Origin of the sequence: Amycolatopsis cynarae (genome assembly GCF_026802195.1) — a bacterium.
GTDB classification, from domain to species: domain Bacteria; phylum Actinomycetota; class Actinomycetes; order Mycobacteriales; family Pseudonocardiaceae; genus Amycolatopsis_E; species Amycolatopsis_E rhizosphaerae.
This window is the reverse complement of sequence record NZ_CP113836.1, coordinates 6,820,127-6,844,989: the sequence shown is the minus strand read 5'-3', so window position 1 is coordinate 6,844,989 and position 24,863 is coordinate 6,820,127. Positions and strand designations below refer to the sequence as shown.

Annotated in this window: 24 protein-coding genes; 19 read left to right on the top strand and 5 right to left on the bottom strand. The window is 69.7% G+C overall.

All coding sequences use genetic code 11. The annotated features are described in order from the left end of the window. Positions 1–53 precede the first annotated feature (53 nt). Both ORV05_RS33120 and ORV05_RS33115 read left to right on the top strand, forming a co-directional pair. Complete coding sequence (locus ORV05_RS33120) at positions 54–2,663, top strand: transglycosylase domain-containing protein (protein ID WP_268755809.1); 2,610 nt, start codon at positions 54–56, stop codon at positions 2,661–2,663. Between the two features lie 111 nt (positions 2,664–2,774). Further along, positions 2,775–4,322, top strand: coding sequence for a glycosyltransferase family 87 protein (locus ORV05_RS33115; RefSeq protein WP_268755808.1), 1,548 nt, complete (start codon positions 2,775–2,777; stop codon positions 4,320–4,322). On the opposite strand, the gene ORV05_RS33110 is transcribed toward ORV05_RS33115, so the two are convergent. Further along, complete coding sequence (locus tag ORV05_RS33110) at positions 4,323–5,096, bottom strand: deoxyribonuclease IV (protein WP_268755807.1); 774 nt, start codon at positions 5,094–5,096, stop codon at positions 4,323–4,325. Between the two features lie 112 nt (positions 5,097–5,208). On the opposite strand from ORV05_RS33110, the gene ORV05_RS33105 reads away from it, so the two are divergent. From ORV05_RS33105 to dnaB, 12 genes are all read left to right on the top strand, one after another. Further along, positions 5,209–5,997, top strand: coding sequence for a hypothetical protein (locus ORV05_RS33105; RefSeq protein ID WP_268755806.1), 789 nt, complete (start codon positions 5,209–5,211; stop codon positions 5,995–5,997). Positions 5,998–6,079: 82 nt separating this feature from the next. Beyond that, positions 6,080–6,967 carry a hypothetical protein gene (locus ORV05_RS33100; RefSeq protein ID WP_268755805.1) on the top strand — a complete coding sequence of 296 codons (888 nt, stop codon included), beginning with the start codon at positions 6,080–6,082 and terminating at the stop codon, positions 6,965–6,967. A gap of 75 nt (positions 6,968–7,042) precedes the next feature. After that, the gene (locus tag ORV05_RS33095) at positions 7,043–7,936 is read left to right on the top strand and encodes a hypothetical protein (protein WP_268760009.1); all 894 of its coding nucleotides are present in this window, start codon (positions 7,043–7,045) and stop codon (positions 7,934–7,936) included. Positions 7,937–8,051: 115 nt separating this feature from the next. Beyond that, positions 8,052–8,366, top strand: coding sequence for a 30S ribosomal protein S6 (gene rpsF / locus ORV05_RS33090; RefSeq protein ID WP_186382810.1), 315 nt, complete (start codon positions 8,052–8,054; stop codon positions 8,364–8,366). A gap of 10 nt (positions 8,367–8,376) precedes the next feature. Further along, positions 8,377–8,868: a single-stranded DNA-binding protein gene (locus tag ORV05_RS33085; protein WP_268755804.1), complete on the top strand. Its 492-nt coding sequence runs from the start codon at positions 8,377–8,379 to the stop codon at positions 8,866–8,868. 36 nt (positions 8,869–8,904) lie between these two features. Then, the gene (rpsR, locus tag ORV05_RS33080) at positions 8,905–9,153 is read left to right on the top strand and encodes a 30S ribosomal protein S18 (protein ID WP_027941586.1); all 249 of its coding nucleotides are present in this window, start codon (positions 8,905–8,907) and stop codon (positions 9,151–9,153) included. A gap of 11 nt (positions 9,154–9,164) precedes the next feature. After that, positions 9,165–9,626: a 50S ribosomal protein L9 gene (rplI, locus tag ORV05_RS33075; RefSeq protein WP_268755803.1), complete on the top strand. Its 462-nt coding sequence runs from the start codon at positions 9,165–9,167 to the stop codon at positions 9,624–9,626. A 258-nt stretch (positions 9,627–9,884) separates the two neighbouring features. Beyond that, positions 9,885–10,304 (top strand): hypothetical protein, encoded by a 420-nt coding sequence (locus tag ORV05_RS33070; protein ID WP_268755802.1) that lies wholly within the window; start codon positions 9,885–9,887, stop codon positions 10,302–10,304. After that, positions 10,301–10,927 carry a DUF3558 domain-containing protein gene (locus ORV05_RS33065; RefSeq protein ID WP_268755801.1) on the top strand — a complete coding sequence of 209 codons (627 nt, stop codon included), beginning with the start codon at positions 10,301–10,303 and terminating at the stop codon, positions 10,925–10,927. The genes ORV05_RS33070 and ORV05_RS33065 overlap by 4 nt, the downstream gene beginning before the upstream one ends. Positions 10,928–10,952: 25 nt before the next feature. Further along, on the top strand, positions 10,953–12,278 hold the full coding sequence (locus tag ORV05_RS33060; RefSeq protein ID WP_268755800.1) for a PPE domain-containing protein: 1,326 nt from the start codon (positions 10,953–10,955) through the stop codon (positions 12,276–12,278). Then, on the top strand, positions 12,271–13,068 hold the full coding sequence (locus ORV05_RS33055; RefSeq protein ID WP_268755798.1) for an ESX secretion-associated protein EspG: 798 nt from the start codon (positions 12,271–12,273) through the stop codon (positions 13,066–13,068). The genes ORV05_RS33060 and ORV05_RS33055 overlap by 8 nt, the downstream gene beginning before the upstream one ends. A gap of 456 nt (positions 13,069–13,524) precedes the next feature. Next, positions 13,525–14,928 (top strand): replicative DNA helicase, encoded by a 1,404-nt coding sequence (gene dnaB / locus ORV05_RS33050; RefSeq protein ID WP_268755797.1) that lies wholly within the window; start codon positions 13,525–13,527, stop codon positions 14,926–14,928. 9 nt (positions 14,929–14,937) lie between these two features. Here dnaB and ORV05_RS33045 read toward each other — a convergent pair whose 3' ends face one another. Beyond that, entirely contained in the window at positions 14,938–15,594 is a 657-nt protein-coding gene (locus ORV05_RS33045; RefSeq protein ID WP_268760008.1) for a haloacid dehalogenase type II, read from the bottom strand. A 71-nt stretch (positions 15,595–15,665) separates the two neighbouring features. Between ORV05_RS33045 and ORV05_RS33040 the strand changes: the two genes are divergently transcribed. Together ORV05_RS33040 and ORV05_RS33035 are read left to right on the top strand one after the other, a co-directional pair. After that, a complete protein-coding gene (locus ORV05_RS33040) occupies positions 15,666–15,983 on the top strand; it encodes an ArsR/SmtB family transcription factor (RefSeq protein ID WP_326938166.1) in 318 nt (105 codons plus the stop codon). An 84-nt stretch (positions 15,984–16,067) separates the two neighbouring features. Continuing rightward, the gene (locus tag ORV05_RS33035; protein WP_268755796.1) at positions 16,068–16,844 is read left to right on the top strand and encodes a dioxygenase family protein; all 777 of its coding nucleotides are present in this window, start codon (positions 16,068–16,070) and stop codon (positions 16,842–16,844) included. A gap of 59 nt (positions 16,845–16,903) precedes the next feature. Here the strand turns inward: ORV05_RS33035 and ORV05_RS33030 are convergent, their stop codons facing one another. The 3 genes from ORV05_RS33030 to ORV05_RS33020 form a co-directional block, all read right to left on the bottom strand. Then, positions 16,904–19,756, bottom strand: a complete 2,853-nt coding sequence (locus tag ORV05_RS33030; protein WP_268760090.1) for a beta strand repeat-containing protein — start codon at positions 19,754–19,756, stop codon at positions 16,904–16,906. Positions 19,757–19,929: 173 nt separating this feature from the next. Continuing rightward, positions 19,930–20,883: a hypothetical protein gene (locus ORV05_RS33025; RefSeq protein WP_268755794.1), complete on the bottom strand. Its 954-nt coding sequence runs from the start codon at positions 20,881–20,883 to the stop codon at positions 19,930–19,932. Positions 20,884–21,145: 262 nt separating this feature from the next. Further along, positions 21,146–21,400: a hypothetical protein gene (locus ORV05_RS33020; protein ID WP_268755793.1), complete on the bottom strand. Its 255-nt coding sequence runs from the start codon at positions 21,398–21,400 to the stop codon at positions 21,146–21,148. 462 nt (positions 21,401–21,862) lie between these two features. On the opposite strand from ORV05_RS33020, the gene ORV05_RS33015 reads away from it, so the two are divergent. From ORV05_RS33015 to ORV05_RS33005, 3 genes are read left to right on the top strand one after another with little or no spacing between them, the layout of a single operon-like run. After that, a complete protein-coding gene (locus ORV05_RS33015; protein ID WP_268755792.1) occupies positions 21,863–23,050 on the top strand; it encodes an AI-2E family transporter in 1,188 nt (395 codons plus the stop codon). Continuing rightward, the gene (gene macS / locus ORV05_RS33010) at positions 23,047–24,195 is read left to right on the top strand and encodes a MacS family sensor histidine kinase (protein ID WP_268755791.1); all 1,149 of its coding nucleotides are present in this window, start codon (positions 23,047–23,049) and stop codon (positions 24,193–24,195) included. The genes ORV05_RS33015 and macS overlap by 4 nt, the downstream gene beginning before the upstream one ends. Then, positions 24,192–24,836 carry a response regulator gene (locus ORV05_RS33005; RefSeq protein WP_268755790.1) on the top strand — a complete coding sequence of 215 codons (645 nt, stop codon included), beginning with the start codon at positions 24,192–24,194 and terminating at the stop codon, positions 24,834–24,836. The genes macS and ORV05_RS33005 overlap by 4 nt, the downstream gene beginning before the upstream one ends. Positions 24,837–24,863: the final 27 nt, after the last annotated feature.

Here is a 24,863-nt window from a genome sequence, read left to right as displayed (position 1 = left end):
CCACTTGACGGCAGAACGGCGTACCCCGAACCGCCGGTCTGGGAGGCTCATTCGTGAACGACCAGTACAACCGCTCCTGGCCTGGCCAGGAGCCCGATGAACCCCGTCGTGCGCAATGGCCGGGTGCCGACGAACCCCGGCGCGGCCCCGCGCCCCAGTGGCCCGGCGAAGGACAACCGCCGCGCCGTCCCGCGGGCAACCCCGGTCAGCGTGCCGTCCCGCCCCCGGGCCGCCGCCTCCCACCGCCTCCGCAGGGCGCACCGCAGCATCCCCGCCAGCCCGGACCGCCGCCGCCCGCGCGCGGCCAGGCGCCGGGCGAACGTCCGATGCGCGGCCGTTACCGGCCCCCGGCACCTGGGGGTCCTCAGGGACCGCAGGGGCCCGGCGGTCCGCCGAACCGTGAACCGGGCCTGCTCACCCACAACGAACTGGGCGGCCCCGGCTACCCCGAGGACGACTACGACGACGAGCAGGACCGGTTCAACGAGTTCGGCGCGGACGGCGAGGAAGCCCCCGAAGAAGGCAAGAAGGGCAAGAAGGCCCTGACGCCCAAACAGCGCAAGAAGCGGCGCTGGAAGATCATCCGCCGCAGCCTCTACGCGTGCGTCGGCCTGTTCGTCGTGCTGCCCGCGATCGCCTTCACCATCGCCTACTTCCTGGTCGACGTGCCGACGCCGGATGAGGTGCTCGCACAGCAGAGCCAGGTCGTCACCTACTACTACAGCGACAACACGGTGATGGGCAAGGACATCCCGGACAACAAGAACCGCCAGATCCTCAAGCCCGGCCAGATCCCCGACACCGTCAAGCACGCCGTGTACGCGGCCGAAGACGCCACCTTCGAGACCAACAGCGGTTTCGACGTGCTCGGCATCCTGCGCGCGGTCTACAACAACCTCACCGGTGGTCAGGGCGGTGGTTCGACCATCTCCCAGCAGTACATCAAGAAGGCCACCGAGAACGAGGAACACACGCTCACGCGTAAGGCCACGGAGCTGGTGAAGTCGTTCAAGATGAACCAGACCCAGTCCAAAGAGGACATCATCACGGCCTACCTGAACATCATCTACTTCGGCCGGGGCGCTTACGGCATCCAGGCGGCTTCGCACGCGTACTTCAACAAGGACGTCTCCCAGCTCTCCTCGTCGGAAGCGGCCCTGCTGGCCGGTCTGATCCAGGGTCCGGGCCGGTCGGAGAACGCCGAATACGCGCAGCGGCGCTGGAACTACGTGATGGACAACCTGGTCAAGTACAACTGGCTGCCCTCCGCCGACCGCACGGCCGCCCAGTTCCCGACCCCGTTGCCCATCGACCAGACCAAACCGCAGGCCATCACCGGCCCGAACCAGTACATCCAGGCGCAGGTGGAGGACGAACTGGCGACCGCGGGCTACTCCAAGGAGAAGCTGCAGGCCGGGGGCTACAACATCTACACCACGATCGACCCGGTCGCGCAGAAGATCGCGGTCGACGCGGAGAACAAGTACATGACCGGTCAGCCGGACACGCTGAAGAAGGCGCTCGTCGCGGTGGACCCGAAGACCAGGGGTGTGATCGCCTACTACGGCGGGCCGAACGACAAGACCGACCGGTACGACTGGGCGAACACACCGCACAACCCCGGATCCTCGTTCAAGGCGTTCGACATCACCGCGTTCCTGAAGATGGGCAAGGGGCTGGGCGAGGTCTTCGACGGCTCCATATCCCGTCAGTTCGGCTCCCGCACCGTCCGCAACGCGAGCCAGGCGAACAGTTGCGGCAAGGACTGCACGGTCGCCGAGGCCGTCAAGATTTCCGCCAACACGGTGTTCTTCGACATGGTCGCCAACGTGACGCACTGGCCCGCCGTGCAGGAGGCCGCCGTGGAGGCCGGTGTCAAAACGGTCGAGCATCCGAAGACGGCACTGGACAACAACATCTCGCTCGGCGGTGGCACGACCGAGGCCACCCCGCTCGACATGGCCTCGGGCTACGCGACCTTCGCCGCCGACGGCATGGCCATGGACCGGCACTTCGTCACCAAGGTGACCGATCCCGGCGGCAACGTGGTGTACCAGACCCAGGTGACCCCGAAGCCCGCCTTCGCCGCGAACAACGCGCAGAAGAGCAAGCAGATCGCCGGGAACGTCACCATCGCGCTCAAGCCGGTGATCGACTTTTCGCACCTGAAGTGCCCGGACAACCACGAATGCGCGGGCAAGACGGGTACGCAGCAGTACGACTCGAGCGATCCCGCCCTGGCGAGCCTCAACTCGCAGGTGTGGATGATCGGGTACACCCCGTCGATCGCGGTGGCCTCCTGGGTCGGTTCCGACCCGCCGAAGCCGCTGAAGGACAAGGACGGCAAGTCCGTCGGCAGTACCGGGCTCCCTGCCCAGATCTGGCAGGAGTTCATGAACAACTACCTCAAGGGCAAGCCCGCGGAGAAGTTCTCCACGGTGGATCCGATCGGCAAGTCCGCCGACGCGTCCAGCGACTCCTCCGCGTCGAACACCGCCTCGCAGTCGACGGGGACCAGCACCCCGACCACCCCGACCACCCCGACCACGACGCCCACTTCGGACACCTCGCCCACCTCGGCGTCGAAGCCCTCGAAGTCGAAGCCGTCGAGCCCGACCTCGACGACCGGCGGCTTCGTGATCGGTGGTCCCCAGGGCGGCTGACCGGCACGACGGAACCGGAGAGGGCGGTGGGCACGGCGACGATGCCCCCGCCCTTTTCGTGCGCAGCGTGGCTCACTGCCAACCCACCGGCGGGGCCGTAACATCGCGCGCGTGTCCAGCCCGACCGACCACGACAGCGCGCCCCAACCGGCACCGGCCTCACTCGACGCGACCCAGCGGGTCGCCCCCAGCCGGACCGAGCCGCTGGTGGCCGCGGCCAGCGCGCCCATCGGCGGCCCGCTCGGCGAGCACGCCGCCGTGGGCAGGCACTGGTTCTGGACCCCGCAGCGGGTGGGACTGGCCCTGGCCACCCTCGCCCTGATGCTGTGCTGGTTCGGCAAGGGCAGCTGCATCCAGCAGTACACCGACGAAAGCGGCCAAAACCAGCTGGACTGGCGGGCGGGCCGCCCGTACGTGGCCATGTGCTACTCCGACATCGTGCCGCTCTACAGCCGCGAACAACTCGACCAGCCCGGGACCTTCCCGTACCGGACGAGCTGGGTGGACAACGCCGGCACCGCGAACGCGCAGGTGCGGTACATGGAGTACCCGGTGCTCACCGGGTACTTCCAGTGGGCCAACGCGAAACTCACCACGATCTGGAAGACGGTCTCCGACGCGGGCTGGCTCCCCGGCGCGCTCCCGGTGGCGATCTACTTCAACATCACCGCGTTCTGGTTGTCCGCCGCCTGGTTGGTCACCGTGTGGGCGGTCGGCCGCACCGCGGGCCGCAGACCATGGGACGCCGCACTGGCCGCGATCTCGCCACTGGTACTGGTGCACGCGTTCACGAACTTCGACGCGATCGCCACCGCGTTCGCCGCCACCGGGCTCCTCGCGTGGGCCAGACGGAAACCGGTGCTGGCCGGTGTGCTGCTCGGCCTGGGCGCCGCGGCGAAGCTGTACCCGTTGTTCCTGCTGGGCCCCCTGTTCCTGCTGTGCCTGCGCGCCGGGAAGTTCCGCTACTGGGCGCGCACGGCCGCGACCACCCTGGTGATCTGGCTGGCGGTGAACCTGCCCATCGCGCTCGTCTACAACACCGGGTGGCGGGAGTTCTTCAGGCTGAACGGGGAGCGCCCAATGGACCCCGACTCGGTCTACAACGTGATCTCCTACTTCACCGGCTGGACCGGTTTCGACGGTCCACTGCGGCCGGGGCAGACGCCGACCTGGCTCAACCTGGTCAGCGGCGGCCTGTTCCTGCTGTGCTGCGCGGGCATCGCCTACCTGGCGCTCGCCGCACCGGTACGGCCGCGCGTGGCCCAGTTGAGCTTCCTCGTGGTCGCCGCGTTCCTGCTGACGAACAAGGTGTGGAGCCCGCAGTACTCGCTGTGGCTGGTGCCGCTGGCGGTGCTGGCGATCCCGCGCTGGCGGCTGCTGCTCGGCTGGATGCTCGTCGACGCGCTGGTCTGGGTGCCGAGGATGTTCTTCTACCTCGGCGTCGACCACAAGGGGTTGCCGGAGGACTGGTTCCTCGGCTTCGTCGTGGTCCGGGACCTGGCCGTGGTCGGGCTGTGTGTACTGGTGATCCGGGAGATCCTGCGGCCGGAGCGGGACAAGGTCCGGCTCTCCGGCGACGACGATCCGGCGGGCGGCGTGCTCGACGGCGCCCGCGACGTGTTCGTGCTCAAGCCGGCCAAGGAGCCGGTCCCGGCCTGATCAGCCGAGGGCGTCCCGCAGGTACGCGATGTCCTCGGCCTGGCCCTCCGACGGGGTCTCGACGACCACCGGCGCCCCGGCCGCCCTGGCCACCGCCACCAGTTGCTCCGGCGGGATGGTGCCGCCGCCGTGCACCACGTTGGCGTGCCGGTCCCGGGTCGAGCCGAACTCGTCCCGCGAGTTGTTGAGGTGCACCAGGTCGATCCGGCCGGTGATCGCCTTCACCCGGTCCACGACGCCGTCGAGTTCCCAGCCCGCGGCGAAGGCGTGGCAGGTGTCCAGGCAGAAGCCGGCACCGAAACCGCCGACGACGTCCCACAGCCGAGCCAGCATGTCGAACCGGCGTGCCATCGCGCCGTCACCCCCGGCCGTGTTCTCGATGAGGATCGGTACACCGAAGCCACCGTCTTCGGCCTGGCGCTCGAACAGCTTGCGCCAGTTGATCAGGCCCAGTTCCGGGTCCTCGTCCTTGCGCACGTGCCCGCCGTGCACGACCAGGCCACGGGCGCCGATCTCCGCGGCGGCCGCCGCGTGCTGGCCGACCAACTTGCGGGAGGGCATGCGGATGCGGTTGTTGGTGGAGGCCACGTTCAGCACGTACGGGGCGTGGATGAACACCGTCACCCCGGCCGCCTCGATCTCCGCCGCGCTCGGCGCGGGCACCGGTTTGCGCCAGCCCTGCGGGTCCGCGAGGAAGAACTGGACCACCGCGGCATCGCGCTCCCGCGCCGCCGCCAACGGATCGTCGTCGCGAACATGGGCTCCGATCTGCATGGGGCCACGCTACCGCCGGAATTCCGCCGGGATCGCCCCACGCTCACGCAGATGCAGTAGCGTGAGCGCGTTCCGTGAACCAGCGTGGCCTGCCGGCGCCGGAGGGGGAAGCATGGGGAAGACCGGGAACAGGTTGGCCGCACTGGGTTTTCTCACCGCTTTCGCCACATTGGCCGTGCTGCCGGGAACGGCTTCGGCGGATCCGGCCGATCCGGCTCTGGCCGGCAGTTGTGACGCCACCCTCCGGCCGGCCCCTGGCCAGGCCCTCACCGTCGACGCGGGCGCCTCGCTCGACCTGCCCGGAATCCTCACCGTGGGCACCGGATCCCACTCGGCCGCGACCGGTCCCGGCCAGAGCGCGCCGCTGTTGTCGCTACCGCTCGCCGACACGGCAGGAACGCTGGACGCGGGCTCGCTGCCGGTGCTCGGCCCGCTGCTCACCGACGAGGTCTGTCCCGGCCTGCAGAACACGGTGAACGGGTTGTCGGCAACCACGCAGAGTCTCCTTTCCGGGCATGCGCGGGTGCCGGCTCCCGCGCCGCGACCCGTCCGGCCTACGCCCCGGCCACCCGCCGGTGGTACCCCATCTCCCCCTCCCATCAGCGGGGACAGCTGGAACGGCGGCGTGCAGTTCGCCGGCTACCCGATCATCGGGGTGGCGCCGGTGTCCGCCGCCCAACTACTCGGCCCGCTCGGCGACGGCACGGTGGCACCCGCCACGCTGAACCTCGTCCCGCCGACCGGCACCGCACCCAGCGTGACCGACCAGGACCCCGGCTCCGCGCAGGCGATGCAGGCCTCCGCCGTCCCGCCCCGGCTGCCCCTGCTGCTCGCGGCGATCGCACTGGCCCTCGTCGGCGCCGCACTCGCCCACGTCTGGCTCGGCCGGACGGTGGACTGAACCGCCTCACCCGTTCGCGTGCGTCACGTCCGCACGGTCACCGTCGTTATCCCTTCAGTGACGTGGAAGAGGGGTGGGACGGATGCGAGGTCGAACTCGTCAGGCCGCCGCGGTGGGCGCGGCCGCCTTCGTACTGGCCGGCACCTCGGCCTTCGCCGCGCCCGCACCCGCGGCTGCGGCTTCGGCCCAGACCATCACCGCGAGTTGCGGCCAGACCGTGACCGCCCACCCGGGTGACGTCATCAAGAGCCCCCTCGGCCTGCAGACCGTCACCGACGGCCTCACCTCGATCATCGGCGGCCTGCTTTCCGGACTCTGCCAGATCACGGTGAAGGTGGTGGACACCGTGGTCGCTCCGATCCCCGTGGTGGGCGCGCCCGTCGCGGGTGCCGTGGACAGCACCGTCGCCGGCACCACGAACGGCCTCACCTCGGCGGTGCAGAGCGCGACCTCCGGCCTCACCGGAAAGCAGCAGCAACCCGCACCGCAGACGGGCGGTGCGGCGCAGAGCGGCCCGGGCGGCGGGACCGGAGGCGCTCAGCAGGCCACCCCGGGCGGTACGGGCGCCGCCACCGTCGGCATCCCCGCCGCGACCAGCCAGGTCCTTTCCGACCCCGGCTACCGGCTCCCGAGCTTCAGCGGCTTCGGCTCCGTGCCGGGCTACGCCCCGATGCGGGACTACAGCGACATTCCGTATGCACTGGCGGGGCTGTGGTCGCCAGCTCCCGGGCTGCGGTACGGCGGGGAGATCCCGGGCTATGCGCCGTCGATCGGTTCGCTGGGCCAGGGCGCGCCGCAGGGCGGTGATCAGCGATCCGTGCAGAACGCCGGACGAGCCGAGGCCCTGCCGGGTCAGGGCAGCGGTGGCGGCACCCCGGTCGAACTGCCCGTGCTGGCGGCGGTGCTCGCGCTCGCGGGCGTCAGCGCCGGACTGGTCCGCGCCTGGGTTTTGCGCGGAGCTACCGCCTAGTATCCTCGTCGCCTGCTTTTCGTTATCCCTCATGAGGATGACGCTTGCGACCACTGGAGGACTGCCACCGTGCGGATGCCAACACGGACCGACCTGACCAGGACGACCCGTCGGGTGCTCGCCGTGGGCACGCTCGCCGCACTGCTCACCGGCGGTCTGTTCCTCGGTGACGCTTCGGCCAGCACGGTCCTCGCCTCCGCCTGCACGGGCAACGTCACCGGCAACATCGGCGACGACATCGCGGTGCAGGGCAAGGACGTCGCCGACCTGGTGAAGGCCGGGGCGAAGGAGCAGGAGATATTCCTGCACCTCAACGCGGTCGACCCGGACAAACTCGCGCAGGAGATCACCGCGAAGGGTGTGCTGCCGGTGGGGAAGGTGCCCACCGCGGCCTCCGGCACGGTCAGCGGGGACACCATCGCCGCCGTCGTCACCCAGGCGCTGAAGGGTGCGGATGGGCTGGGCTGGTCGTGGGACACCGCGACGCAGCAGAAGACGCTCGCCTCCATCCAGAACAAGGTCGCGGGCAACTGCGGCCTGTCCGTCAACACCGCCAACTACAGCATCGCCACCGGTCTGCCTTCGGCGGCCACCGGCACCCCGGCGCCCGGCACGACCGCGCCGACCGCCACCGCCGCCACGCCCTCCATGGGCACCGGCAACGCGACCGCGCCGCGGCGCGACTACGGCAACATCCCCGCCGCCGTGCCCGGCATCGCGCTCTCGCCCGGCGACAAGTACCCGTCCAGCGCCCCGGTGGCCGGCCTGCCGACACCCGAGATCGGCGTGCTGTCCGGCAGCAACACCCCGCCCGGGCAGGCCGACGTGCGCAACACCGGCAACGCGAACGCGCTGGCCGCCGCCCCCACCACGAACACCGTCCAGTTGCCCATGCTGCTCGCCGTGGTCGCGCTGGCAGGGGTCAGCGCCGCGCTGGTCCGCACCTGGGTACTGCGCCGGGTGTCCTGACCGCCGCACCCCGGGCGCTGCGAGCCGCCCGAACGCCTCGGCTAGGCTGGTACCTCGACAAACCCTCCTGCCACGGATCGTCCGTGGCCGCAGAGCCCACAGGAGGTGAGTGGTTGTGTCACGCCATTACGAGGTAATGGTCATCCTCGATCCGACGCTCGACGAGCGCACCGTCGCTCCGACGCTGGACACGTTCCTCAACGTGATCCGCACGTCCGGCGGCAGCGTGGAGAAGGTCGACGTGTGGGGCCGCCGCAGGCTGGCCTACGAGATCAAGAAGCACGCCGAGGGCATCTACGCCCTGCTCGACCTGAACTCCTCGCCGGAAGCGGTCAAGGAACTCGACCGTCAGCTGTCGCTGCAGGAAAACGTGCTCCGCACGAAGGTCGTTCGCAAGGCCGCCCCGCGCAAGGTCGCGGCGAAGGCCTGAGGCGGCGACCATGGCCGGAGACACCGTCATCACCCTGGTCGGCAACCTGACCTCGGACCCTGAGCTGCGCTTCACGCCCTCCGGCGCGGCGGTCGCGAACTTCACCGTGGCCTCCACCCCCCGTACCTTCGACCGCGCCAGCGGCGAGTGGAAGGACGGCGAGGCGCTGTTCATGCGCTGCAACATCTGGCGCCAGGCCGCGGAGAACGTGGCCGAGAGCCTGACCCGCGGCGCCAGGGTCGTGGTGCAGGGCCGGCTCAAGCAGCGGTCGTTCGAGACCAAGGAAGGCGAGAAGCGGACCGTCGTCGAGCTTGAGGTCGACGAGATCGGCCCGTCGCTGCGCTACGCCACCGCCAAGGTCAACAAGGTCAGCCGCGGCACCGGTGGTGGTGGCGGCGGCTACGGCGGCGGCGGTGGCGGCGGCATGCCCGCCGACGACCCGTGGGGCTCCGCCCCGCCTGCCGGGGGCGGCGGCGGGTTCGCGGACGAGCCCCCCTTCTAACCAACCACTCGTATCGGAATTCCCAGGAGCATCCCCGTGGCCAAGCCACCCATTCGCAAGCCCAAGAAGAAGGTCTGTGTGTTCTGCAAGGCGGAGCAGAAGGGCCGCCCGGAACTGATCGACTACAAGGACACGAACCTGCTGCGGAAGTACATCTCCGACCGCGGCAAGATCCGTGCCCGTCGCGTCACCGGCAACTGCAGCCAGCACCAGCGTGACATCGCCATCGCGGTCAAGAACTCCCGCGAGATGGCGCTGCTGCCCTACACCTCGACCGCGCGCTAAGGAGGCACGTCATGGCGAAGATCATTCTCACCACCGACGTGGCCAACCTCGGCGGCCCCGGTGACATCGTCGAGGTCAAGGACGGTTACGCACGCAACTACCTGCTCCCGCGGGGCTACGCCATCGTGGCCAGCAAGGGCGCGGAGAAGAACGTGCAGACCATCCGCCGGGCCCAGGAAAGCCGGCGCATCCGGGACCTGGACCACGCCAAGGAGATCAAGGCCGCGCTCGAGGGCCTGGGCACCGTCCAGCTCACCGCGAAGGCCGCCGAAGGCTCGAAGAAGCTGTTCGGTTCGGTGACCACCGGCGACATCGTCACGGCGATCAAGGCCGCGGGCGGCCCGCTGCTCGACAAGCGGATCATCGAGCTCGAAGGCCACATCAAGACCCTCGGCAAGCACCAGGTCAGCGCCCGGCTGCACCCGAAGGTCGAGGTCGGTGTCCGCATCGACGTCGTCAAGGCGGCCGAGTAAGTAGTCCACGAACAACGCCCTTTCCCGCTCCGGGAAAGGGCGTTGTTTCGTTCTGCCGCGAGCCGATCAGCGGTCGTCTCCACTGGTCCGAACAAGTCGGATCGTGCCCGGTGCCGGCACCCTCCTCCGTGCTCGAACGGCGAGGAACGCAATCGGCCGCGCACGGATGATTCGACCGCGGGAACCAGCGGCGCTGCGCTAGCATCCCATTGCTGATCCCGCTTAGCTGGGGGCGGGACGCGCGAAGGGGACTTGATCATGAGGCAGCCACCGGAGTCCGGAAACTACGTCGCCGACAGCCTGCCCGACATGCCTGCGGTTGCGCCGATCCAGGTCGGCAGCAACGGCTCGCCCGGCGGCTACAAATTCGACCCGGACCAGGTCCAGACCGTCATCAACAAGTGGCAGGAACTCCTCAGCGACCTGCTGGACGATCAGCAGTCGGTGCAGGTGCTCCTGGCGGCCGCCACACCACCGGGCCAGGAGTTCGCCAGTGGCGACTACGTGGACAAGGGTTACAACCCGTCGGTTCAGACTCTGACGCAACAGAATCAGCGCATGATCGAGTACGTACAGAACTACATCAAGGCACTGGAGCAGGCCCGCGGACAGATCCAGCAAGTCGAAGCCGACCATCAGCAGGTGATCACCAAGCAAGGAGGAGACAACTCGTGGTGAGCACGGCTCGCGCGATCCGGTTCGGCGCCGCACTCGCGGTGATCGGCCTTCTGGCCGCCTGTAGTGGCAACAGCCGGTTAGGCAACACGCAGTCTTCAGCCGCCCTGCCCAGCAGCGAAAGCAGTGCGACAGCCACCGGAGCGGCGGGGGGCGTGCCGAGGGTGTCCTCCCCCCTCCCGACGCAGGCGCTGGTGTCCGATCCCTGCACTGCGATCTCGTCCGCTCAGCTCAACCAACTCAGCGTCGCCGGAACGGGCAAGCAGGGCAAACTGCAGGACGGAACGCCGAACTGCACGTGGTCTTCCGCGACCTCCGCGATCAACCTGATAAAGATCGCACCCGGCTCATCAAACCAGGGTTTGGCTGCCGTGTACGCGAACAAAGGGATGTCCGCGTACTTCGAGCCGACCACAATCGACGGTTATCCGGCGGTCTACGCGGATTCCCGCCAAAACGGTGATCTCCGGGCGAAAGGCGCGTGCGGCTTGTTCATCGGAGTGACCGACCAGGTCGTGGTGAACGTATCGACCAGCCTCGGTGAAGGGCAGTACCACACGAATCCCTGTCCGATCGCCGCACGGTTCGGCCAGGCGATGATCGAGCACCTCAAGGGTGCGGCATGAGAACCATCGGGAGGGGTTGATTGTTATGTCGAACGGTCAGTTGATCGGCGGCGCGATCGGCACGGCGATCATGCCCGGTGTCGGCACGGCCGTCGGGTCGGCCATCGGCGGCTGGTTGTCGGGTGGCCCCTCGGCCCAGCAGCACCAATCGGACATCGGCGGACGGTCGATCGACGCCTACCAGATCTTCCAGCAGATCAAGGGCGGCCCAGGCACCGGTGGGTTGGAGGCGGCGGGCACCGCGGCGCAGAAGATGCAGAGCAATCACGAGGACCGGGCCCAGAAGATCGCCGCGCTGAACCAGATGATGGACTCCGCCTGGCAGGGCGACGGCTCTCAGGCCGCGCAGGCCGGGGCGCACCCGCTGCAGACCTGGCTGAACGACTCCGCGCAGAACCTGGGCAAGAGCCACCAGTTCATCGGAAACCAGATCACCGACTTCCACACCGTCTCGTCGAGGGTCCAGGAGATTCCGCAAAGCCCGCCCTCCAAGGGGTGGACGGACTACGTCAACCCCTGGAGCGACAAAGACGACGAGATCAACTCCTACAACCGGAAGGGCCAGGCGAACGTCGACGCGTTCAACGCCTACTACCAGGCGAGCGCGCAGAACGCCGCGGGCATGCCGCAGTTCCGGACCGACGGCGGCAACCCCGTCTCGAACCCGCCTGGCCCGAATCCCCTCCCACCGGTCACCCCTGGCCCACCCGGTGGGCCGGGCGGGCCTGGTGGCCCGAACCCGCCGGGCGGCATCAACCCGCCGGGGGGCATCAACCCTCCGGGCACCGGTCTACCTCCGGGCACCGGTCTACCTCCGGTCACCGTGAATCCTCCCCGCATCCACCCTCCCGGGGTCCACCCGCCAGTCCACCCGCCGAACCCGCCGGGCTACACGCCGCCCACGTACAAGACGCCTACCTGGGACAACACCACCGCGGCCGGATACACGCCGAGCAGCTCGTCGACCGACTTCAGCAGCGGGTTCGGGCCCAGCGGCTCGGGTTCGGGATACGGTGGCGGCGGTGCGGGTGCCGGTGGTATCTCGGGTGGCTTCGGACCCGGCGGCTTCGGTCCCGGCGGTAGCGGCTCGCTGAGTGGCGGTGCCAGCACCGGCGGCGCTGCCGGAGCAGGCACCGGAGCGGGTGCCCGCGGTGCTGGAGGGATGGGCGGTGCCGGGGCGTCCGGCGCGGCCGGCCGCAGTGGCACGTCCGGAATGGGCGGTATGGGCCACGGTGCCAAGGGCAAGGGTGGCGAAGACGAAGAGCACCAGACGAAGTATCTGGTCAGCGAGGATCCGAACTCGCTGTTCGGCACCGACGAACTCACCGCGCCCCCGGTGATCGGTGAGTGAAGTGCTGAACGGTCCCCTCAAGCTCTCCACCCCCATCCTGATCAACCTGATCCGGAGACGTGGCGGCGAACCGCACCCCACGCTGGCGAGCACACCGGTCTTTGTCGAAGAAGACGTGCAACGCACGGCCGACCAAGCGGTCAACACGCTCCTGACCGAGCACGGCCTGATGGGCCCGCGCGGGATGGACAGAGACCTGCTCGGCCTGGTCGAGTCGCTGTCCCGGCCGGACCTGGAGTACTACGGCTGGTTCGAGGGCCAGTTCCCCGGTTCGCCGCCGAACTTCAGCGTGCTCGCGGGCAGTGGGAGCGGGGGCGCCTTCGTACTCGTCCGCCTCATCGACGAGGAGTCGGTGATCCTCGCCCCCGAACGCCCCGAGGAGTTGCTCGCCGGCTTCCTCAACCAGATCCCGCAGGGCCGCCCGGGCCTGGGGCAACCGCTCATCGCGACGAAGTCCGAGTTCGTCACCGGCAGGGACGCCGCCGCCGACGACGCGGACTTCACCGTGATGAGGTCGGCCCGTGACGTCGCTCGCCCGGCTCCGGCCAAGGAAATGAAGCGGCTCATGGGCGCACCGCGGACCGGCGCGGGGAGCCTCTACGTCGCCGCACGCTCCCGAGGGGGAAGCCGCCGACGGTGCGAAAAGCCGCTGAACTTCATCGACACCGCGGAAGGCCGCTGGTTGATGGAAGAACGGCCGGCCCGTGGCGAACCGCTCATCGTGTTCACTCCCGCCACCCCGCAGGTGCTCGGCGACCGGTTACGGAACGCACAGAGCGCACTGGGCTGACCGGTGTGCGCACCACCCACTCAGTCGAGCGGGCGGTGCGCACACCGCAGGTGCGTCCATCCACAGGGCATCGCCCAGCGCGGTTGAGACCACTCCCGCGCGACACGCCGAAGACGCGTTCCACGGCGACACGCCGACGAACTTGGAGCAATCTTTTCCACACCTTACCCACAGGGTCTGACCTGGTCTTTTCTCGATCATCCCCGAAGTAGTCCCCAAGTTGTCCACAAGTAATTCGGATCTTGTGACTGGTTGGGGGCACCCTTCCACAAGTTATCCACAGGATGTCCCCAGGCAATCAACAGGCGAGTTTGCCTTGCTCCTTCCGGGGGATCTAGCGTTGCCCGCCGAGTGGTCGCGCGCGGTGCACGAAACACCCGCCCGCATGACGGGTGCCGGCGCGAAGGCTCCGGCATAATCGAACTGGTGTTCGCTTGACGAGGAGGTGTCCACGCGGTGGCGCTTACGGACGACCGCGGTCCCGCCTACGCATCCGACCCGGGACCGGTTGATCCTGGCCCGCCGCCCGGTGAGTTCGACCGGCAGCCGCCCCAGGACATCGCGGCCGAGCAGTCGGTGCTCGGGGGCATGCTGCTGTCCAAGGACGCCATCGCCGACGTGGTCGAGGCCCTGCGGCCCGGCGACTTCTACCTGCCCAAGCACCAGGCGGTCTACGACTGCATCCTCGACCTCTACGGCCGCGGCGAGCCGGCCGACCCGATCACGGTGTCGGCCGAGCTGGAACGGCGCGGCGAGCTCGGCCGGGTGGGCGGGGCCCCCTACCTGCACACCCTGATCGCGACGGTGCCCACCGCGGCGAACGCGGGTTACTACGCGGAGATCGTGTCCGAGAAGGCGATCCTGCGACGGCTGGTCGAGGCCGGTACCCGCATCGTGCAGTACGGCTACGGCGCCAACGGCACCGGTGGTGACGTCGCCGAAGTGGTCGACCGCGCCCAGGCCGCGATCTACGAGGTCACCGAGCGCCGGACGAGCGAGGACTACGTCGCGCTGGAGGAACTGCTCCAGCCCACGATGGACGAGATCGACGCCATCGCTTCGCGGGGCGGTTCCTCGCAGGGGGTGCCGACGGGGTTCGCCGATCTCGACGAGGTGACCAACGGGCTGCACCCGGGCCAGATGATCATCGTCGCGGCCCGGCCCGGTGTCGGCAAGTCGACACTCGGACTGGACTTCGCCCGCTCCTGCTCGATCAAGCACGGTATGACCAGCGTGATCTTCTCGCTGGAAATGAGCCGGATCGAGATCGTCATGCGCATGCTGTCGGCGGAGGCGAGGATCCGCCTCGCCGACATGCGCGGCGGCCGGATGTCCGACGACGACTGGACCCGGCTCGCCAGGAGGATGAGCGAAATCAGCGAGGCGCCGCTGTTCATCGACGACTCGCCCAACATGACGATGATGGAGATCCGCGCGAAGGCGCGCCGCCTCAAGCAGCGCAACGACCTCAAGCTCGTGATCCTGGACTACATGCAGCTGATGACCTCGGGCAAGAAGGTGGAGTCCCGCCAGCAGGAGGTTTCGGAGTTCTCCCGCCAGCTGAAGCTGCTGGCGAAGGAACTCGAAGTGCCGGTGGTCGCGATCAGCCAGCTGAACCGCGGTCCCGAGCAGCGCACGGACAAACGGCCGATGCTGTCCGACCTTCGTGAATCCGGTTCGCTGGAACAGGACGCGGACATCGTGCTGCTGATCAATCGCCCGGACGCCTGGGAGCGCGACGACCCGCGCGCAGGCGAGGCGGACCTGATCCTGGCCAAGCACCGGGCCGGCCCGACCAGCACCGTCGTCGTGGCCCACCAGCTGCACTACAGCCGATTCGCCGATCTCGCGCAGAGCTGAGCTGGGCGGTCACGTCAGGAGGAGGTCGGCCAGCGCGGCGAGATCGGGTGCGGTCATCGTCGGCCCGGCCGCGCCCGGCAGGAGTTCCTGGCCCGGCCGGCCGAGGAACGCGGTGCGCAGCCCCGCCGCCTGCGCCCCCGCGATGTCCCAGTCGTGGGCCGCGATCATCATCGCTTCGCCCGGCTCCGCGCGATGGGCCTCGAGCACCTGGCGGTACGGCGCGGCAGCCGGTTTGAGCGCACCGGCCTGTTGGGCGGAGAAGATCCCGTCGAACAGGCCGGTCAGCCCGGCGTGCCGCAACTGCGCCTCGACCGTGGCCAGCGGTGAGTTCGCCAGCGCGACCAACGTGAACCCCCCGTCCCGCAACCGGGCGAGCGCCCCCGGCACCTCCGGATGCGGTGGCAGCGACCGCAGGGTCGCCCCGACCTTCTTGCGCTGCTCGTCGCTCGCCTCCCGACCGTGACGCCCGACGATCGCGCCCGCGGCCGCCCCGGCGATCTCGGCGAAGTCGCGGTAGCCCCCGGCCGCGGTGACGCTCAGTGCGGTGTGGATGACCAGGGCGAACCATTCACGGCGGGCGTCGGCGGAGCCGGTGAGCTCGAGGAACACCTCGTCCAGCGGGGCCAGGTCGAGAAGGGTCTCGTTCACGTCGAACACGCACAACACGGCAACTCCCATAGGTACGATCGAATTCGTACCTTAACGGTACGACGGATGTCGTACCATGTCCAGGGGTGATGCAGATGACCGGCGAACTACCCGCTCCTGAACTGACCGAGATCAACCTCAACGCGGTGTTTTCGGCGCTGGCCGACCCGTTGCGCCGCGGAATCGTCCGGGAACTGCTGGACGGAGACGGCAGCGAACGGGCGTGCGCCTCGTTCGAGCTGCCCAAAGCGAAGTCGACGCGTACCCACCACTGGCGCGTCCTGCGCGAGGCCGGCCTCATCCGTCAGCGCGACGCCGGTAACGGCACCTTCGTCCGCCTCCGAAGCGAGTTCGACGATCGCTTCCCGGGCCTGCTCGCCACCATCGCGAAGCTGGACGAGATCTGACGCCGGGATCGGCGGGGAATATCGCGGCACCACGTGGCGTCGTACTACAGTGGTAGTTGAACTTTCAAAGATATGGAGGCCGCGATGAGTGCGACACCGGTGCTCTACCTGAGCCATGGCGCGCCGCCGCTCGCCGACGACGCCACCTGGACCCGCCAGTTGGCCGACTGGTCGGCCGGACTGCCGAAGCCGAAGGCGATCCTCGTCATCTCGGCGCACTGGGAAGAAGCGCCACTGACGCTCGGCGCCACCACCCGGGTACCTCTGGTCTACGACTTCTGGGGCTTCCCCGAGCGCTACTACCGCGTCACCTACCCCGCTCCCGGCGCTCCCGAGTTGGCGGCGAAGGTCCGCAAGTTGCTGCACAGCCCCGGTACCGGCGTCCACGAAGCTCCGGACCGAGGACTGGACCACGGTGCCTACGTGCCGCTGATGGAGATGTACCCCGACGCCGACGTCCCGGTTCTCCAGGTCTCGATGCCTTCGCTCGACCCGCATGAGCTCTTCGAACTCGGCCGCAAGCTCAAGCCGCTGCGCGACGAGGGTGTACTGATCGTCGGTAGCGGGTTCTTCACCCACAACCTGTCCGCGCTTCGCCAGGTCGGCGGCACCGACGGACAACCTCCCCTGTGGTCGGCGGAGTTCGATCAGTGGGGTGCCGAACGACTGCACGCGGGAGACGTCGACGCGCTGCTGGACTTCCAACGCAAGGCGCCCGCCGCCGGGCTCGCCCACCCGCGGATCGAGCACTTCGCCCCGCTGTTCGTGACCCTCGGCGCCGGTGTCGACGACGCGGCCCCGCGGACCGTCATCGACGGCTACTGGTACGGATTGGCCAAGCGATCGGTCCAGCTGGGCTGAACGACAAAACGGGCCCGGAAGCCGCAAGGCTTCCGGGCCCGTTTCACGTCACCAGGCCATCAGCCGTGGATCTGGATTCCCTTGCCGCTCGCCAGTCCGGAGACCGGGCCCAGCAGGCCGGTCACCGAGTCCAGGCTCGGCAGCGCGGGCAGCTGGGCCTGGGGCAGCAGGCTCCCGGTCGGCAGGGCACCGACGGGCAGGCCGGGCAGCGAGCCCAGCTGGGGCAGGTCCGCACGCTGCGCACCGGCGGCGGGCAGCGCGGGCAGCGCGTTCGCCAGGGGGAGGGACGGCAGGCCGGTGGCGGGCAGTTCCGCCCCGCTGATCGGCAGGTCGATCAGCGGCTCGTGGCCGGCGAGGGTCACGTCGGTGGCGTTGGTGGTGTCCGACGAGGCCACCCCCAGCAGGCCCAGCGGGATGTCGAAGACCTGCGCGACCACACCGACCGGCAGCACCGGGTTCAGGCCGGACAGCGCCTCCGCCGGGCCCGAGGTGGTGTCGGTGCCGGCCAGCGTGCCGGTGGTGCTGTTGTCCGCGACCGCGTGCGAGACACCGCCGACCGCCGGGGCCACGCCGAACACCTGGGCCACCGCGGCGACCGGGACGTCGAAGATGTCGCCCGACAGCGAGCCGCCCTGGCCCGAGGTGGTGTTCTGCCCGCCCGAGGTGATCTCGGTGCTGTTCACGCCGGAGGCGTGCGCGACCCCGAGCAGGCTCGCGGCGTCGCCGAAGACCTGCGCGACCGGGGACAGCGGCGCGCTGATCACGTTGCCGGCGAGGGAGCCGCCGTCACCGTTGGTGTGGGTGGACCCGGCCGCCGAGGACACCACGTCGTTGGTGGCGTCGCCGCTGGCCGTGCCGCCCCAGACCGCGCCGAGGCCGAACACGTCGGCCGCCGCCGCACCGGGAACCTGGATGATGTTGCCCGCCAGCGAGCCGCCCTCACCGGTCGCGGTGGCGTCGCCACCGGCGATCGACTGGATGGTGTTCTGGCTGGCACCGTGCCCGTTGCCGATCCAGGTGGCCCCGATGCCGTGCAGCTGCGTGGGCAGCGACACCGGCACGTCGGCGAGGTTGCCCGCCAGGAAGCCCTTCTTGCCGTTGGCGTTCAGGTGCCCGCCCGCGGTCGAGGTGGTGTCCGTGGTGCCCGAGCCCTGCCCGTTGCCGATCCAGCTGCCGCCGATCCCGAAGGCCTGCACCGGCAGGGAGACCGGAACCGCGACCAGGTTCGCGCTGGCCGCGCCGTTGTCGTCCTGGGTGTTGCCGCCGCCGCCCGCGGTGACGTCCTTGGTCTCGGAAGCGGTTCCGGCGCCCTGGCCGATCCAGGAGCCGCCCACACCGAAGACCTCGGCGGGCAGTGCCACCGGCACCTGGACGACGTTGCCCGAGCCGGCCGAGTCGTTGCCCTGGCTGCCGTTGTAACCACCGGCCTGGACCAGCTTGTTTTCGGTCGCGGAGCCGGAGGCGTTGCCGATCCAGGAGCCGCCCACACCGAACACCTCGGCGGTGCCGGCAGGCTGCGCGCTCGCGCTGTTCCCGGACAGGAACCCACCGTTGCCGTTGGTGTAGGTGCGGCCGCCCGCGATCGCCTGGAGGGTGTTCTCGCAGCCCGAAGCGTGCGCGTTGCCGATCCAGGTGCCGCCGACGCAGAACACCTCGGCGGGCAGGGCGACCGGCACGTCGGCCACGGTGCCCGAACCGGCCGCGTCCTTGCCGCTGGTGGTGGAGAACCCACCGGCGTGGGCGGTGGTGTTCAGCGCGGAGGGCGAGCCCTCCTTGCCGGAGACCGCGTTGCCGATCCACGCCGCCGCGTTGCTCGCCACGGTCGCGGGCACGGCGGCCTGCGGCTGGATGATCGAGCCGGCCAGGAAGGACTGGTCACCGTCGGTCTGGACGAAGGCCGGGGTGCCGTCGGGGCCGGGCGTGGTGCCGCCCGCGGTGGCGTTGGCGGTGGTGCTGCCCGCGCTGTCGGCGTCGCCGCCCCACGTGATCGCGTTGTTCGAGGCCTTGATCGGCAGGGCGAGCGGCACCGCGGCCACGTTGCCCGCGATGGAACCCTGCGATCCGTGCGTGGCGGTGTAGCCGCCGGAGGAGGCGTCGCTGCTGCCGTTGAAGTCGGTCTCGGCGTGGCCGAGGAACCAGCCGAGCGCGTTGCCCGACAGCTGGACCGGGGTGGCGAGCTGCGGGCTCACCACGTTGCCAGCACCGGCACCGTTCGTGCCGTCGGTGGTGGTGTTGCCCGTGGCGGCCGCGGACTGGGTGGCGCTGCCGGTCGTCTTGGCGCTGCCGCCCAGGGCACCGGCGTTACCCGAGATCTGGACGGGCAGGGCCCAGTCGAGGTTGACCGCGTTGCCCGCCAGGCCGCCGCCCGCACCGCTAGTGCTGATGTCGCTGTTGTGCGCGTAGGTCTGGGTCGAGGCGGAGTCGACGGTCGCGTTGCCGAGCACACCCAGCGCGTTGCCGGTGATCTGGATCGGCAGCGCGACGTTGCCGACCACCTTGTTGCCCATCAGCGGGTCGCCGGTGGACTGGACCGGAGCCTGGTCCACGCGCTTGCCCGACGCCTGGGGCAGGGCCGAGGTGCCCTTCGCGACCGCCTCGTTGACGGCGCCGGTGACCGGGGCCGCGGCCTTGAGCGCGCCGGTCTGGCTCACCGGGGCGAGGGCCTTGTTCAGCACGTCCGTGACCGGCTTGGTGCTGATCTCGGTCTTGATCTCCGGCAGGTTGACCTGCCTGCCGAGCGTGCCGATCGCGTTGTGGGAGATGTCGACCGGGATGCTGGCGTTGAGGTCGAGCGGGCCGGCCGGAACGTCCGGGCTGACCTTCTCGTCAGCAGAGGCGATGCCGGTGCCCAGCATGAGCAGGCCACCCGTCACCAGCGCGGTCTGGATTCCGCGCTTTGCCCAGGTCTGCATTGGGTGTTTCTCCTTTTCCTCGTTCCCTTACGGGGTCTTGGTGGGGTGGGTGCGGTGAGGCACCCGGAGGCCGCGGACAAGTGGGGTCCGCGTGGGGATGAGCGAGGTGCTGGACGCGCGGCCGACCGAGAACGGCACGGCGGGCGGGGCGCGTTCAGCGGCCCCGCGCGTGATCAGTCAGGAGTGACACCGGGCTGGGAGCCCGGCTGAACCGGCATGTGCCGGGGGGCGAAGCGGGCGGCGCGAAGGCCGATCGCTTCGACGACGGTCAGCGCGTTGGCGGGGACACCCAGCAACGGACCGTCGATGTGACCACCGGTGACGGAACCACCGGGGACAGGGGGGAGGCCACTAGGGGCCATCGGGGCGCGCTTGGGCGCTGGGGGGACCTGCCCGGACCGCTCACCGTGGTGGCGTTCCTGCTGGTCGTAGCCGATCGCGGCCGGGTAGGCCAGGTAGGCCGGGTCGGTCAGGTCGGCGTGCCCCGCGGCGGCGGGAACCACGGCGGGGGTGGGAACTCCGGCCGCGAAGGGGGCCTCCGCGGAGTCGGCCTCGGGTTCGGTGCCCGCGCCGGTGGTCCGATCGCCGGTGGCCTGCCCGAGCGGCAGGCCCGGCAGGGTGATCAGTCCGGCGGGCGGGCGCAGGAAGTCGAACAGCCCCGGCGGCGGGGTCAGCGCCTCACCGAGCACGCGCGGCGTGTCCTGCGGCTGGCGGCTGATCTGTTCCAGCCCGCCGAGGATGCGCTCGGCCGGATGCAGCACCGCCTGCCGGGTGAAGTCGTGCACCGCCCCGGTGACCTGGCGCGCGACCTGCTGATCGCCCCGCGCCGCCGTCGCGGTGAGGTCGGTGGTGTCGAATCGTGTCGCCGCGGCTTGGCCCACGAGGCCGGAAAGACCGCCGACAACGTCATCGCCGACGCCGACGGCCGCATCGGTGACCGGTGTGACCGAGACGGTGGCGGGGGAGTCCTGCGGAGGCAGTGCGGTGTCGGCGGACGCGGTCGCGGAGCCGATCGCCCACGCGGCCGCGGTACCGGCCACGGCGCCGCCGACGGCGAGCAGGGCACGCGAAAGCCAGCGGGCGGCACATGCCGTTCCCCGCCGCTTGGCCGCGTTCTGCTGCGTCACCGTTCTCCTGCCGATTAATGCCGAGGGATCTTGCCGCGTTCCGGGAAACGTATTTGAAAAGCGTTCACATTGATACGGAACCGGCTTGCCACGGACGAGGTAACCAAAACTTCGGGGCGCGGCGCACGTCCGACGCGACTTGATAGCACGATCGTGTGAAGACAGACGGTGATCGGCCCAGGCACGCTCCGCGATCAAGGCTGGCTGTCGCCGGAACGGGGCGGAACCGGCGGACAACCGGTTCCGCCCCGTTCCGCCGGCCTCAGAGGCCGCCGAGCGCCCCCTGCAGGATCGACGGGATCGCGCCGGCCCACGCGGAACTGACCAGTCCGGCCGCCCCGGCGCCGAGCAGTGCGCCGGATTCGTTGAAAGCGTTGACATAGTCGCCCCCGGTGGGGTGCGCCGGGACGACCACCGGAGCAGTCGGGCCCTGAGCGGAGGCGACACCACCGGCAAGGCCGAGCACGCCCAGAGAGAGCGCGAAGACGGCGGCGACGCGGGTCAGGCTCTTGCGCATGGGAACTGGTTCTCCTTCTTGTCGCGACTGGGTTACCAAGATGCGGCGCGAAACTAATTCCGATAGATCATGTCATCGAAACCATGTTCAGCCGGTGTTTCCGGGATTTCATGCCTCCCTGGTGATCAATTTATCGGCGACAGGGAATTGTTTTCCACCAGCCTTCACCCATCGTGTTTCACCTGATCGCGAGCTTCCGCGGAGAGTGATAAAACCCTTGACTCGAACCCTGTTTTCGGCCAGGGAAAAATACGCGCACCACCTGCCCGGTGCGCGTAAGCCGAATATTCCGTTCTTTTCGACGCTCCGGCTACCCGGGCCGTCTGCTGCACCGTCGCAGACTTCGCAAGGGGAGAACGAGGTAGATCGGACGAAAGCGCCTGATCGTGTGACAGCCGAGTGGTGGCGTGGCGCGGCCCGAACCGCCCCGTCCGATTCGCCCCACTCGCTAGGGTGGGAAACGTGAGTGACGGCCAGCAGTTCCAGTCATCCGGTGAAGACCCCGTGAGCGCCGCGTTCGTGCCGCGCGGGCTGCGGGTCGCGGCGGCCTTCGCCTGGCGTTTCCTGCTGGTGATCGCCGCCCTCTACGTGGTCATCTGGTTGGTCGCCCGCCTGTCGGTCGTGGTCGTTCCGGTCTCCGTCGCCCTGTTGCTGTCGGCACTGCTCGCACCGGCTGTGGGACACCTGGTGAACGTCAAGGTCCCCCGGGGGCTGGCCACCGCGATCGTTCTGGTCGGCGGCCTCGCCGTACTGGGCGGGCTGCTCGCCTTCGTCGTCATCCAGTTCACCGACGGCCTGCCGCAACTGCAGAAGCAGGTCAACACCAGCCTCTCGCAGGTGCGGGACTGGCTGATCAACGACCTGCACCTGCGCCAGGAGCAGATCCAGCAGTTCATCGACAACTCGATCAGCTTCCTGCAGAACAACCAGGCGGCCATCACCACGAACGCGCTGACCACGGCGAGCACGGTGGGCGAGATCCTCACCGGTTTCCTGCTCACGCTGTTCATCACGATCTTCTTCCTCGCCAGCGGCGAACGGATCTGGCAGTTCCTGATCCTCGGCGTGCCCCGCCCGGTGCGGGCCCGCGTCGACGTGGCGGGGCGGCGCGGCTTCGCGTCGCTGGTCAGTTACGTCCGCGCGACGGCGGCGGTGGCCGTGGTCGACGCGTTGGGTATCGGCATCGGGCTGTGGATCGTGCGGGTCCCGCTGGTGATTCCGCTGGCCACGCTGGTCTTCCTGAGCGCGTTCGTGCCGATCCTCGGCGCGGTCCTCGCGGGCGCGGTGGCGGTGCTGGTGGCACTGGTGACCAACGGATTCGTCACCGCGCTGATCGTGCTCGGCATAGTCATCCTGGTGATGCAGCTGGAAAGCCACATCCTCCAGCCACTGCTGCTGGGCCGTGCGGTGAAGCTGCACCCGCTCGCCGTGGTCCTGTCGATCGCCGCGGGCTTCGTGGTCGGCGGTATCGCGGGCGCGCTGCTCGCGGTGCCCCTGCTGGCGGTGCTCAACGCCGGGATCCGGTCGCTGATCCACGAGAAGGACCCGCATCCCGAGGACATCGACGTCCTGCACGACCAGGAGGCACTTCCCGGCGGCGCGGTGCAGGTGGACGACGCGGTACAGGTGGACGAGCCCGAAGTCCGATGAGCCGCCGGTTCGGTCCCACCGAGGTCGAACCCGCCGCCCCGCTGTGGTGGGGCGGTATCGGGCTGCGGATCCTGACCCTGCTGTTCGCGCTCGGCGCGGTGCTCGTGCACGCGCGGGACTACCAGCGCCCCGGCCTGGCCTGGACCGTGCTGGGCGCGATGGCACTGTGGACCCTGTCGACCAGCCTCGTCTACGCCAGGGAGGCGCTGCGCCGGCGCCTGTCCTGGTTCACGGTGCTCGACCTGGTGATCACCTGCGGGCTCATGCTCACCTCGCCGTGGATCCTCACCCCCGCACAGCTGTCCGGAATCGATCCGCTGATCACGACGGTCTGGGTGGCCGGGGTACCGGTCGCGGTGGGCACCCGGTTCGGCGGGTCCGGGGGTGTGCTGGCGGGCGCGGTGGTCGGTGCGGCGACCGCCCTCGCCCGGCAGGCGTTCACCCTGGACGTGGCGCGCGATGGGGTCCTGCTGATGGCCACCGGCCTGTTGATCGGCATGAGCGCGACCACGGCGCGCAAGTCCGCCGCGGCACTGGCCCGGGCCTGGCGCACCGAGGTGGCCAACGCCGAACGGGAGCGGCTGGCCCGCTCGATCCACGACAGCGTGCTGCAGGTGCTCGCCCGGGTCCGCCGCCGCGGTGCCGAACTGGGCGGCGAGGCCGCCGAGTTGGCGGAACTGGCCGGTGAGCAGGAGATCGCGCTGCGCGCGCTGGTCACCACCGAACCGACGGGGCCGACCACCCGGGAAGCCGATCTCCGGGCCGGCTTGCAGTTGCTCGCGTCGTCGCGCGTGCAGGTGGCGGCACCGGCCGGTGAGGTCAGGCTGCCCGCGCGGGTCACCTCCGAGCTCGTCGCCGTCGTCCGGGAGGCGCTGACGAACGTGGACAAGCACGCAGGCCCCGAGGCGAAGGCCTGGGTGCTGCTGGAGGACCTGCCCGCCGAGGTGCTGATCACCGTGCGGGACGACGGCCGCGGGATTCCGGAAGGCAGGCTCGCCGACGCCGAATCGCAGGGCCATCTGGGGGTGGCGCGGTCGATGCGCGGGCGGGTGACCGATCTTGGTGGCACGATCGCCCTGGACACCGCACCCGATCGCGGAACCGAGTGGGAGTTTCGGATACCCAAGCCTGGGAGGGGCAGATGATTTCGGTGATGGTCGTCGACGATCACCCGATCTGGCGGGACGGGGTGGCCCGCGACCTCACCGAAAACGGTTTCGACGTGCGTGCGACCGCGCCGGACGCGGACGCGGCGGTGCGGATAGCCACCGCGGTGCGCCCCGACGTGGTGCTCATGGACCTGAATCTGGGAGGCACCTCGGGGGTGGACGCCACCCGGGAGATCACCACCGTGCTCCCGCACACGCGCGTACTGGTGCTCTCGGCGAGCGGCGAGCACAGTGACGTGCTGGAGGCGGTGAAGGCCGGGGCATCCGGCTACCTGGTGAAATCGGCCTCGGCGCGGGAACTGGTCGAGGCCGTGCGGCGGACCGCGCAGGGGGACACGGTGTTCACCCCCGGTCTGGCCGGCCTGGTCCTGGGCGAGTACCGGCGCATGGCCGACGCGCCGGAGAGCGGCTCGCCGCCCCCACGGTTGACCGAACGGGAAACGGACGTGCTGCGGCTGGTCGCCAAGGGACTCACCGCGCGGCAGATCGCGGAACGGCTCGTCCTGTCGCACCGGACCGTGGAAAACCACGTCCAGTCCACCCTGCGCAAGCTCCAACTCCACAACCGCGTCGAACTGGCGCGCTACGCCATCGAGCACGGGCTCGACGGAGAGTAGGGGTTTTTCCCGGATCCCCTCGGCGGC

What these genes read in the sequence shown, in the direction of transcription:
- ORV05_RS33110 (WP_268755807.1), bottom strand. Translation starts at nt 5,096, where the DNA reads ATGCAGATCGGAGCCCATGTTCGCGACGACGATCCGTTGGCGGCGGCG.
- ORV05_RS33105 (WP_268755806.1), top strand. Translation starts at nt 5,209, where the DNA reads ATGGGGAAGACCGGGAACAGGTTGGCCGCACTGGGTTTTCTCACCGCT.
- ORV05_RS33100 (WP_268755805.1), top strand. Translation starts at nt 6,080, where the DNA reads ATGCGAGGTCGAACTCGTCAGGCCGCCGCGGTGGGCGCGGCCGCCTTC.
- ORV05_RS33095 (WP_268760009.1), top strand. Translation starts at nt 7,043, where the DNA reads ATGCCAACACGGACCGACCTGACCAGGACGACCCGTCGGGTGCTCGCC.
- ORV05_RS33085 (WP_268755804.1), top strand. Translation starts at nt 8,377, where the DNA reads ATGGCCGGAGACACCGTCATCACCCTGGTCGGCAACCTGACCTCGGAC.
- rplI (WP_268755803.1), top strand. Translation starts at nt 9,165, where the DNA reads ATGGCGAAGATCATTCTCACCACCGACGTGGCCAACCTCGGCGGCCCC.
- ORV05_RS33070 (WP_268755802.1), top strand. Translation starts at nt 9,885, where the DNA reads ATGAGGCAGCCACCGGAGTCCGGAAACTACGTCGCCGACAGCCTGCCC.
- ORV05_RS33060 (WP_268755800.1), top strand. Translation starts at nt 10,953, where the DNA reads ATGTCGAACGGTCAGTTGATCGGCGGCGCGATCGGCACGGCGATCATG.
- ORV05_RS33040 (WP_326938166.1), top strand. Translation starts at nt 15,666, where the DNA reads ATGCAGATGACCGGCGAACTACCCGCTCCTGAACTGACCGAGATCAAC.
- ORV05_RS33035 (WP_268755796.1), top strand. Translation starts at nt 16,068, where the DNA reads ATGAGTGCGACACCGGTGCTCTACCTGAGCCATGGCGCGCCGCCGCTC.
- ORV05_RS33030 (WP_268760090.1), bottom strand. Translation starts at nt 19,756, where the DNA reads ATGCAGACCTGGGCAAAGCGCGGAATCCAGACCGCGCTGGTGACGGGT.
- ORV05_RS33020 (WP_268755793.1), bottom strand. Translation starts at nt 21,400, where the DNA reads ATGCGCAAGAGCCTGACCCGCGTCGCCGCCGTCTTCGCGCTCTCTCTG.
- macS (WP_268755791.1), top strand. Translation starts at nt 23,047, where the DNA reads ATGAGCCGCCGGTTCGGTCCCACCGAGGTCGAACCCGCCGCCCCGCTG.
- ORV05_RS33005 (WP_268755790.1), top strand. Translation starts at nt 24,192, where the DNA reads ATGATTTCGGTGATGGTCGTCGACGATCACCCGATCTGGCGGGACGGG.